We start from the raw sequence: 9,780 nt of genomic DNA, 5'->3' as shown, positions 1-9,780 counted from the left end.
GGGATCAAGTTATACACCCCGGCGTCAAAGCCACCTGCATCAGTAACATTGAGAGATCCATCCAGCGTCAGATCACCGCCAACGGCGATGAGGTCACTGTCTGCGCCTGCTGTGCCTGACGGAGAGCCGAGTTCGAAGTCCAGAACCGATGCGGAGGTCAGATTGAGGTCACCACCAATTGTCAGCGTACCCGGACTGTTACCCGCTGCGATGGCTCCGCTTGCAACAGACACTGATCCGCCAATCGTGCCTGACCCACCAAGGGTGCCGCCTTCAACCGTAACATCACCAATGGAGCCATTTACAACCAGCTTTCCTCTCGAAACGGTGGTGCCGCCGGTGTAGGTGTTGGTGCCAGTCAACCTGACTGTGCCAGTGCCGGTCTTGGTCAAAGCACCGGTCCCGGTTAGGGCTGTACCGATGCTGCCGTTTTCTACGGTGTATGAACTACCCACGAGCGTACCGCCTGTGACTGTTCCATCCCTCAGCATGAATGCATCCGCGAAAAGGGTTGCGCCCGTGCCGATCTCCAGAGAGCCACCAGAGAGTGCTGTATCACCCACTGTCTCAGTATCTGTGATAAGAAGGCGTCCGGCGTTGATACTCACATCGCCTGTGTTGGCCAGAGCATTGCCGTTACGCACATCCAGCACACCTCCCGAGACCGTCGTACCACCGGTGTAGCCCGAATTGGTGGTGGACAGAATTGTGGTGCCGGACAATTGATGGACCACTCCGTTCCCAACGATCTGGGGCGTGAAAATGTAATCGGTATCCGTGTGATTGAAGTTGATAGTACCTGTGCCAGGACCAAAGGTTACGGTTGCTGTGTTGAGCACTCCCGCCCCCACGGCAGCATCTCCAGCTGCTGCACCGATGTTCAAAATGCCAGAACCTGTTGATTTAGAGCCCAGAAGGGTCGCCCTGGATACACTCACTGTAGCATCCTCGGAAATCGTCAGTGTGCCTTCGCCATGTTCGCCAATATAAAGATCCTCTGAGTTCTCCCAAATTGAGCCGATACCAGATATCTCAACAATGCCCGTTGAACCGCTTTGGGAGCCGATGATGCCGCTCGAACTGCCCAGTGACCCACTTATGGAAAGAGTGCCACCGTTGACTACTGTTGTTCCGGTAAAGTTTGCGTTGTTACCGCTCAGATCTGTCCAGCCGGACTCGTGCACAATCGAATGAGTTCCGAAACCGGTGCTGGAGAGATCAGCGCCGAACTGGTAGGCACCAATTTCACCCGTGTGGTTAAAAACCAGCGTTGCGGTTCCGGCGCCGAATTCAACCGAGGATGCATCAAACGTACCGGCCGCAGCAGCCGTATCGCCGCTACCCGCACCGATGTTCAAAACGCCAGAACTCGTTGAAAAAAGGCCCAGCTGGATCGCTCCGGACGCCCTTACTATTGCATCCTTAGAAATCGTCAAAGTGCCATCGCCGCCGCGGCCAACCTGTAGGTTGATCGAGTTTTCCCAGGTCGATCCGGTGCCGGCCACCTCAACACTGCCGGTTGAGCCACTGCCGCCGCCAATAATGCCGTACTGATTGTTCACCGCGCCGCCATCGGATACCGTCAGAGTACCATCGCCTTGTTCGCCGACAAACAGGCCGCTCGAGATGTCCCAGGCTGATCCGGTGCCGCTCACCTCAACTCCGCCGGTTATGTCACTGTCGCCGCCGATGTAACCGTTCGAGCTACTCACCGCGCCGCCATCAGATACCGACAGTGTGCCATCTCCGCTTTCGCCGATACGAATGCTGTTCGAATTGCTCCAGATTGACCCAGTGCCGATCACTTCAACACTGCCAGTCGTGTCACTTTGATAACCGACATAACCGAACGCGCTTCTCACTGTGCCGCCATCGGATACCGTCAGAGTGCCGTTACCATAGTGACCGATACTCAGATCCACCGAATTGTCCCAGGTTGACCCGATGCCGGTCACCTCAACTGTGCCGGTTGAGCCACTGTTTTGGCCGATATAGCCGTGCGTATTACTCACCGCGCCACCATCGGACACCGTCAGAGTGCCATCGCCGTCGACGCCGACATATAGACGTTGCGCCTCTGCCGTTCCGTTGGTGGTTTTATTCGTTACAGTGGTCGGGTTGGGTGCTGTGGTATCAATGGTAACATAATGTGTACTATTCGGGATAATATCACTAGACCAGTTATCCTCAGTAAACCAGTCGGTCGAGTGGTTACCTTCCCAAGCCTGCCCAAGGGCGCCTGTTGCTCCGGACAACACCAAAGGCCCTGATACAATTACCGCAGCTGCAACATAGGGCGCTCGACTTGCTGTAACACCGGCCATTTTGGTCATGCGTCCACCGCACTTCAGACGGTTCAGAAAGTGCTTGTAACATACTGTTGTCGGGGGCGTAGTCATGTGGTTATCGGAACTCTTAGTTCTAATTCTTTGATGTACTCATCACACTTCAAGACCTGACCGTTTTGACGTGAAATGACGTGGAGTTTGTCGGTGCTTGTTCAGGAACACTCGTCAGCTTTTGGTATGGCTTCTCGAAAAGGCGCAAAATGGTACCTGCGAAGTGCTTCCGGTTCGGATGAACACTTTTTGTGGGCAACGCGCTCATGCGTAACGGTCTCTGCCACTCATTCGGATTGAAGTGGTGGAGAGAAAAAATGAGCAACTGCATCAGGTTAGAGATGGTCTCTTGCTATGTGCTGTCGCTCATTTCATCCGGCTCGGCCCATCTTTGGTAGACTTTTCAATTACTTCATCGGCTGAAAATACTTAGGCTCCTAAACCTTCACAATAGAAAGAAATTGAAGGCTTTATCGCTATTAGCGATGAGGCAGAGGAGGAGGAATGCGGTCTCTTTTACGAGGTACATCAGTGGCCAAAATGTTGAGCAAATCTTGGATACAAGACTGCACGAGCTGCATAACGTCTTAGAGGCGGCGAAGGTTGTCATAAACGAAGCGAGTGGGTCAGCGTTTTGAGCGGGAGTGAGCAATTGGCAAAATGCAAGGGTCGCCAGTGACACTGCTTGGAACTCAATCGGAGATATAGTGTTTTTCGAATGGAGTAACAGTTGCCCTTCGTTGAATGAAACTTGATAGAGTTTCCGGCGTAGATTTATTGCGGAGCTCCTCCTCTAAGTATATGGATCCTCTATAACAATGTGGGACAGTTCTCTGTTTACAGAGTGAATGTAGTTTGCCGCCCAGCTCAGGCCGTAGACAATTGTGGCACACCCAAGCGCATAAGCCAGTGTAGTGTGCAACTCCGCTAGAAAATTTACGCTTTCCCCATGCACCCAACTCGCCACAGTAAGTCCCAAAGAGCTGCTAGGCCTTTCATTTACCAGCAATCTCACTCCACCAACGAGAGGCAAAATTACAAGGAGAGCAAATAGCACCGTGATTGATAGGCGTAAAAACCAATGGTGCGATTTGTCGAGAAGCCCGCGCTTTTCTACAAAGTTAAGTAGAATGAGTTTGCCAAGTATGGCGATCAAAAGTCCCATACCCCAATATGCATGGAAGCGCGTGTAGCCCGCCACGTCGATCTCCGTTGCCCTCTGTCCTAAAACCCCAACTCCGAGCAGAAATTGAAAAGCACCCAAAACCAGAATTGCCCAGGTAAAGGTCTGAGATAGGTTCCTAATTTGAGTATTGTAATCTGAAAGCTGCATTGCTCACCCTTCCTCTAGGATCCAACTTTTCGGCAATTTCATTTGCAGAAATGGATTAGACTCTGGACTTTCACAACAGAAAGAAATTGAAGGCCTTATTGCTATTAGCTATGAGGTGAAGGAGGAGGAACACAGGCTCTGTTGGAGGACACTTCAGTGGCTGAAATGTAGGATAAACTGTGCATAAGAAGCTGTATGTGCCGCATGATTTACTGATGGCAGTGCCGGAAGAACGACCACCTGTTTGTGTTTGACTAGGCCACTGTGTTTGTCATCAAGGCCAAGTGAGTAGATCATCTTTTGTGCAGGAGAGAGTAACCAGGCAAATTGTAAGGCCTGTCAGCAATACCGCTGAGAAGCAGTACAAAGACATTCGACGCAGGTCATTTGGAAGTAAGCTAACCTGCCGCCTGTCAGAGCTACGAATACTCTTAAGCCAATACAGTTATCATTGAGCAATCTTTGTGATACTAATGATCGCGAGCCCCAAACAGAAAACGCCACAGGAGGCTGCGCTTTAAACAGAAGTGCGTAGGCTTGTGAAGCTGCCAATTTGACCACATTTTGAAACTGTTAGAAACAGACATAGCGGCCAAACCGTCGCAAACCGTTTGCTCATATGCTCTGAAAATTGGGAAATTTTCTAATATTGCAGCTTCCGTGTAATATCGTCGATTTTCGAGATTAAAAGATCGAGATCCTAGGTATAGCGCGTCTGCACCAAGATTATATTCAAGAGAAATGACATCCAAACTGAGTTGATCTTAGAGAACGGCCAATTTCAGTGTGTTCTAGGACCAGAATAAAATTTGGAATAATCATACACTAAGAAATAAGTAGAGAAGAACCTCGGTAAATATTTCTTCCGAGGTTCATAATCGCTTAGCTTAGTAAAACATGATCAGACAAATGAGGCTAACGTGGCGCATGGACAGTGCGCAAATACGGCAAAATGGTATTCACCACACCGAATTTCGTTTGAGCATCCTCCGTGCTAACCGCTGGCGGTACAATCACATCTTGTCCTACCTGCCAATCAGCTGGGGTAGCAACGCCTTTGGCAGACATTTGCAGGCCATCCAAAGCACGCAATATTTCGGAAAAATTACGACCAACAGACATCGGATAGGTCATCATAAGTTTCACCTGCTTGTCAGGTCCAATGATAAACACTGAACGTACTGTGGCAGAGTCTGCTGGCGTCCGACCGTCTGGCATCACATATTCCGCTGGCAGCATGTCAAATGCTTTTGCCATCTCTAAATCGTCATCAGCAACAATTGCAAACTCTGGCCTGGCCCCGCCAACGGCTTCAATGTCACCTTTCCACTTTTTATGGTCTTCAACACCATCTACCGAGATACCCAATACCTTGGTGTTTCTAGCTTCCCATTCCTTCGCCAGTCTTGCAACAGCACCAAATTCAGTTGTGCAAACGGGTGTAAAGTCTTTAGGGTGCGAGAAAATTATCGCCCAACTGTCGCCAACCCAGTTGTGCAGGTTGAGTTTTCCCTGATCAGTCGTCACCGTCAAATCGGGAATTGTATCGTTTATACGTAAAACCATGGTTTGTCCTTTCGATAATGTCCACGGACATGATGTAATTTGCTGTGAGGCCATTTGAGTTAGCCGGCTGCATGGCTAATTATTACCAACTCATACAACATGCTCACGCTGATGCGTTTAGCCTATGCACGACTACACAGCCGAACTTCGCGTGCCAAAGTGGAAAATAAAGGTTTACTTGTTCAAATTTGAACAACTTGGCTGGAAGCAATCGGGCATTCGTTATCATTACTTCACACACCTCAGGTGTTGAGATATAATTGCTTCACTATCTAGATATAATACTTGAAGATCCAAAATTGCTTGTATGTTTTTATCGACAATAGTTATCGAAGCATACAGATCCCTCAACCTACATATCATTTGCTCGCAATTTTAGATTAGGCACTGCGATTTAATGTAATTGGTAGGTGGTCTCACCTTATTTGCCAGCGCTTATTTCATACAGCTCGTCTCATATTCATTATGCCTTCTAGTGATACAACGGCGGCTTGTAAGTGGCTCAATAGATCGCTGCAACAAAAAGAATTTGATGGCCCTATTGCTGTAAGCTATGAGCTGAGAGGTTCACGTCCGGTTCTGTGAGAGCCCGAGAGGGAAATTCATTCAGGCTACTCGATCAACTAAGGAGGCTTTGTTTACTTCCTCCATTTTTGAGCCTAAAAACACCGACCTACAGTTGAAACCTCGCATTAGCTGAGAATACGTCGGACACCTGCGAATGTCCGCAAATGGTCAAAAGCTTCATGTGGTGCTCGCAATTATCCAAATAAATACCTCCAAATGCCTGTAGCGGAGTTCTCATTCTCGTCCTTCCAATCCAGCCTCAATCCGTTCACCAATCGTCTCTGACAGCACCCGGATTGGATGGGCATCATGGTTCACATAGCGATTGGTGATGGTCACGTTGCGGTGGCGCAGAAGGTGGCTGATGAGGAAGGCGTTGCTGCCTGCTTGGGCTGCGAAGGTGCCAACCGTATGGCGTAGATCATGAATACGTACATCAGGAATGTTGGCATGGACGCGGATGTGCTGCCATGCATTCTCAACTACCTCAATCGAAATGGGGCGTGTCGGATCTTTACAGCCCGGTAAAACATATGGTGAAACATCCACTCTTGGAATATCAGAGAGGATTTCGATCACACTGGTACTTACCGGATGAGGTTTACGCTCATCCCCCTTTCTTGAAGGCAGTGCAATCGTGCCCAAATCAATATCAATATGCTCCCATTTCAAGGTTGCAATTTCGCTCAAGCGTGCACCGGTGTAAAGGAGCAGACGTAAGCAATAAAGAGCTCTCGGATTTATAGGTGTCTTCCGCTTTGCAACATCCTTGGGCAAGTGCTTGGCTGTACTCTTCCCGGCTTTTATGATCCAGGGAAGACCCTCCTGGTCTGCCAGCTCAAGGGTACGCCCCAGTCTTTGCAGCTCTTCCTCTGACAGGAAACGATCACGCTCGTTTTCTTTGTAACGCTTGACCAAGCGAACCGGGTTGCTGTGCTCTGGCCTTAGGCCCCATACTTCAGCGAGATTGAACGCCTTAGATAAGACAGCCAGAACTTGATTGCCTTGACGAGGTGTTGCTCTCAACGAATGATGCAGCTTTGCAATATCCTGCCGCCTGACAGAGTTGAGTTTCATTTGCCCCAGTCGTGAACGAACACATCGCTTTAGGAGACGTTCAATGTCTTTCATTGTCTTGGGCTTGTTGTGAACCTGCACATGTTTACTCATATAGAGATCAAGGAGCACATTCACCGTGGGAGCAGCTCGTTTGTTTCCCCGCTTTAATAGAGGATCATCACCGTTACGGACCGTTACGGACCGTTGCTAGCACGTTGGTCGCCAAGTCTCTGGCTTGATCTGGTGTTAGCTCACCATATCTGCCAAGACTCATACGACGAGAGCGGCCTTCATGCGTGCGATATTGCACAACGAATGTTTTTGCTCCGCTTGGCATCACTTGAAGGCCAAAGCCCTTGAGTTTGCCATCCCAGAAGATTTGCTTTTTGCTTGCTGGCCTTGCCGCGTCCACCGTTCGCTTCGTTATGTTCGGCATAGACATACCTCTCCCGCTGACGGCTCATGACAGGAGCCACCACACATACGAATTTTGAAGTTGAAAAACGCCTCCGTTTGCAGCTGTTTCTGACGGCATGACAGCTTCTGACGACCTTTGAGGCTTTCTTTTAGGACCTGTGCAAAACAGCATCCAAACCGTCATAGGTCAAAACTATCTGCTTGCCGTTCTGTGTCAGCACTATGTAACAAATGTATGAGATTGAGCGCGGAAAGCAAGGTAGGCAGGCGCAAATAATTTTCTACAACTCTTTGATTTATAGTAATGAATCGCTCTTCATCGTAAATGAGTTTTTTATACTGAAGCGCCTTTTAATCAGTAGGTCCACGGTTCGAACCCGTGCGGGTTCAACATTTTCTCTCAGAAAATCGGTGACTGTTTCACAAAGGCATTTATGCCTTGGTGGTGCTTGTGTGTGCTTTGCTTCAAAGTGATCGCACCCCTTTTTGCATTCCTTGCATTCTGGTTTTCGAACTCTCTCCCAAATATATCGTTTGTTCCGCTCTTTCTTTGAAAGGTTTCGTGATGGACTTTGTTATTACTGGTGCGTCTGGTGCTGGGAAATCTACTTTGCTGGGGTATCTCAAATCTCTTGGGTATGCGTGCCGGGAGGAGGTTGGGCGGCAGTTGGTGCGGGAGCAGCGTGCGATTGGTGGTTGTGCGCTGCCTGACAAGGACTGTGTTGCTTTTCGGGATTTGTTGTTTGAGCGTTCTATTGCGGCGTTTGATCGGGGAGGGGTGCGGTCAGGTGAGACTGTGTTCCATGATCGCAGTTTTCTGGAAGCGATTGCGTATAGTGCAATTATTGGGGCTTCTGTTCCTGAGAGTATGGTGCGTGCTGCGCATCTGAGGTGGTTTGCGTCGCCAGTGTTTGTGTGTGCGCCGTGGAGAGAGATTTTTGAACATGATGCGGAGCGAACGCATGGCTTTGACTTTGCGTGCCAGGATTATGCCGCGAATGTTTCGGTCTATCGTGCTTATGGATATGAGTTGGTTGACGTGCCGCAAGTGTGCGTTGAAGAGCGTGCGCGGTTTGTGATTGAGCACCTGGAAAAACAATCTCTCCTTTAATTTGTAGAATCGCTTATGTCACAAAACGTCGGGTGGGCTGTCTATTAAGGGCAGGGTGGATGGCGCTCTATGAGATTGGGCTTATGCATTTTTCGGGTTGTATCAATCTCAAGCATACACCTTATAGGTTGTTAACAGGTCGTCGTCGTGTTTCTGGTTGTGTTGTAATTCTGCAAGGTTGATTACTCGAAGGTCGTTAAGTGACTGGAACCTCTTAAAATTTCTAATCTGGTTCGCGTTCTATTATCAAGGGTTGTAAGCATGAATTTATACAACCCATAAAATTGTGTTGGTTTTCCGTAAACAAGAATATCCGTAGCTTCATCTCTATCGAAGCGGACGAATTCTCTAGAAATAAAGTTGATATCTGTTCTCCATGCCAGTGCTGGTGTGTGTTTCGTGATGTCTCTTTGTGGTGTTCAGGGATTTAGTCTGTAATACATTGAGGTGTGGCGGATGTATTACAAGAATACACGATTAGAACATCTTGATGGGCGTCAGGATTTGACGCCTGTTTGGGAATACTGGAACGAGTATAGAAAAAAGATATTCGGAAGAGCGTTTCATCTTACGGGTGGTGACATGGATGCGGCTGAAGAGTTGATGTCAGCAACGATCATTAAGGTTGCATCGCACTTTGAACAGCGTCCCTTGAATATGAGGGAGCCAATCGCCTTTTTTATGTATGCGCTTAAAAACGAGTTCATCAGTCAGTACCGGAAGAAGCGTTATGAATATCAGTTTCGTGATGGCGATAAGGATGTTTACGACGAACATCTGGCCAATACAGAGATTGAAAGCGCACCGCAGGAAGTGCTGCTGGCACAGAAGGAAGAGCTGATGTTGATCAGCAAGACGCTGGAGCGGCTTCCTCTTATCTATCAGCAGATTTTTTCCATGAAGTTTGCCGAGGATCGCAGTTACAGCGAGATTTCGGAGGAGCTGAATATTTCTCAGGCTTTGGCCCGCAAGCGGGTGCAGTTTTTGCGCGAGAAGCTGAGAGATGCCCGCTCCAAGAAGCGTAAGCGGCTCAATTGAGCAGATTGAATGTTCACAGGAGGGTTGGGAGTGCGTCTCTCCGAATAGTTAACGAATTTAGACTGCGAGGGCGAAAGCATGGCGGAAGATACTGTAAATGCTCAGGTGACGGATGCCGTTACCCAGACAAATGTGAAGGTGGTGGGTGAAGCGCCCTCTCAGGCAATTGCCAATCTGTATCAGGTGGTAAGCAATGCGACGGGACTGTCGGTTCAAAATGCGACCCATGCGCAGCAATCCATGAACCAGATATCGACGGCTGTGGTGTCCAAGGGCGTTCAGCTGATTATGGAAATAGGCCCGACCTCTGGAGCGGAGTCTAAACCTTCAGGTGGCTAATTTGAGGGAAT

The 9,780-nt window shown here is 48.9% G+C and carries 8 protein-coding genes; 3 read left to right on the top strand and 5 right to left on the bottom strand.

Going from position 1 to position 9,780, the window contains the following annotated elements:
• The 5 genes from PsAD13_RS21610 to PsAD13_RS28160 all read right to left on the bottom strand — a co-directional run.
• Positions 1–2,399 (bottom strand): autotransporter-associated beta strand repeat-containing protein (locus PsAD13_RS21610; RefSeq protein ID WP_193777083.1); only part of this gene is annotated, 2,399 nt, incomplete at its 3' end.
• Between the two features lie 733 nt (positions 2,400–3,132).
• Positions 3,133–3,672, bottom strand: a complete 540-nt coding sequence (locus PsAD13_RS21605; protein ID WP_063319416.1) for a hypothetical protein — start codon at positions 3,670–3,672, stop codon at positions 3,133–3,135.
• A gap of 915 nt (positions 3,673–4,587) precedes the next feature.
• The gene (locus tag PsAD13_RS21600) at positions 4,588–5,238 is read right to left on the bottom strand and encodes a peroxiredoxin (protein WP_041768617.1); all 651 of its coding nucleotides are present in this window, start codon (positions 5,236–5,238) and stop codon (positions 4,588–4,590) included.
• Between the two features lie 801 nt (positions 5,239–6,039).
• Positions 6,040–6,975 carry a site-specific integrase gene (locus PsAD13_RS21595; RefSeq protein ID WP_208986856.1) on the bottom strand — a complete coding sequence of 312 codons (936 nt, stop codon included), beginning with the start codon at positions 6,973–6,975 and terminating at the stop codon, positions 6,040–6,042.
• Between the two features lie 73 nt (positions 6,976–7,048).
• Entirely contained in the window at positions 7,049–7,300 is a 252-nt protein-coding gene (locus PsAD13_RS28160; RefSeq protein ID WP_208986855.1) for an Arm DNA-binding domain-containing protein, read from the bottom strand.
• A 546-nt stretch (positions 7,301–7,846) separates the two neighbouring features.
• Between PsAD13_RS28160 and PsAD13_RS21590 the strand changes: the two genes are divergently transcribed.
• The 3 genes from PsAD13_RS21590 to PsAD13_RS21580 all read left to right on the top strand — a co-directional run bounded on the left by PsAD13_RS21590 (position 7,847) and on the right by PsAD13_RS21580 (position 9,769).
• Positions 7,847–8,392 carry an AAA family ATPase gene (locus PsAD13_RS21590; protein WP_063319415.1) on the top strand — a complete coding sequence of 182 codons (546 nt, stop codon included), beginning with the start codon at positions 7,847–7,849 and terminating at the stop codon, positions 8,390–8,392.
• Between the two features lie 456 nt (positions 8,393–8,848).
• A complete protein-coding gene (locus PsAD13_RS21585; RefSeq protein WP_063292814.1) occupies positions 8,849–9,430 on the top strand; it encodes a sigma-70 family RNA polymerase sigma factor in 582 nt (193 codons plus the stop codon).
• A 78-nt stretch (positions 9,431–9,508) separates the two neighbouring features.
• A complete protein-coding gene (locus tag PsAD13_RS21580; RefSeq protein WP_054663306.1) occupies positions 9,509–9,769 on the top strand; it encodes a RebB family R body protein in 261 nt (86 codons plus the stop codon).
• The last annotated feature ends 11 nt before the right edge of the window (positions 9,770–9,780 follow it).

It is taken from the genome of Pseudovibrio sp. Ad13, from assembly GCF_001623225.1.
Classification (GTDB): Bacteria; Pseudomonadota; Alphaproteobacteria; order Rhizobiales; family Stappiaceae; genus Pseudovibrio.
Note: the sequence above shows the minus strand (reverse complement) of the source record. Positions and strands in the feature narration are given on the sequence as shown.

Coding starts and splice junctions, on each gene's coding strand:
- PsAD13_RS21605 (WP_063319416.1), bottom strand. CDS start 3,672: ATGCAGCTTTCAGATTACAATACTCAAATTAGGAACCTATCTCAGACC.
- PsAD13_RS28160 (WP_208986855.1), bottom strand. CDS start 7,300: ATGCCGAACATAACGAAGCGAACGGTGGACGCGGCAAGGCCAGCAAGC.
- PsAD13_RS21595 (WP_208986856.1), bottom strand. CDS start 6,975: ATGAGTAAACATGTGCAGGTTCACAACAAGCCCAAGACAATGAAAGAC.
- PsAD13_RS21580 (WP_054663306.1), top strand. CDS start 9,509: ATGGCGGAAGATACTGTAAATGCTCAGGTGACGGATGCCGTTACCCAG.
- PsAD13_RS21600 (WP_041768617.1), bottom strand. CDS start 5,238: ATGGTTTTACGTATAAACGATACAATTCCCGATTTGACGGTGACGACT.
- PsAD13_RS21590 (WP_063319415.1), top strand. CDS start 7,847: ATGGACTTTGTTATTACTGGTGCGTCTGGTGCTGGGAAATCTACTTTG.
- PsAD13_RS21585 (WP_063292814.1), top strand. CDS start 8,849: ATGTATTACAAGAATACACGATTAGAACATCTTGATGGGCGTCAGGAT.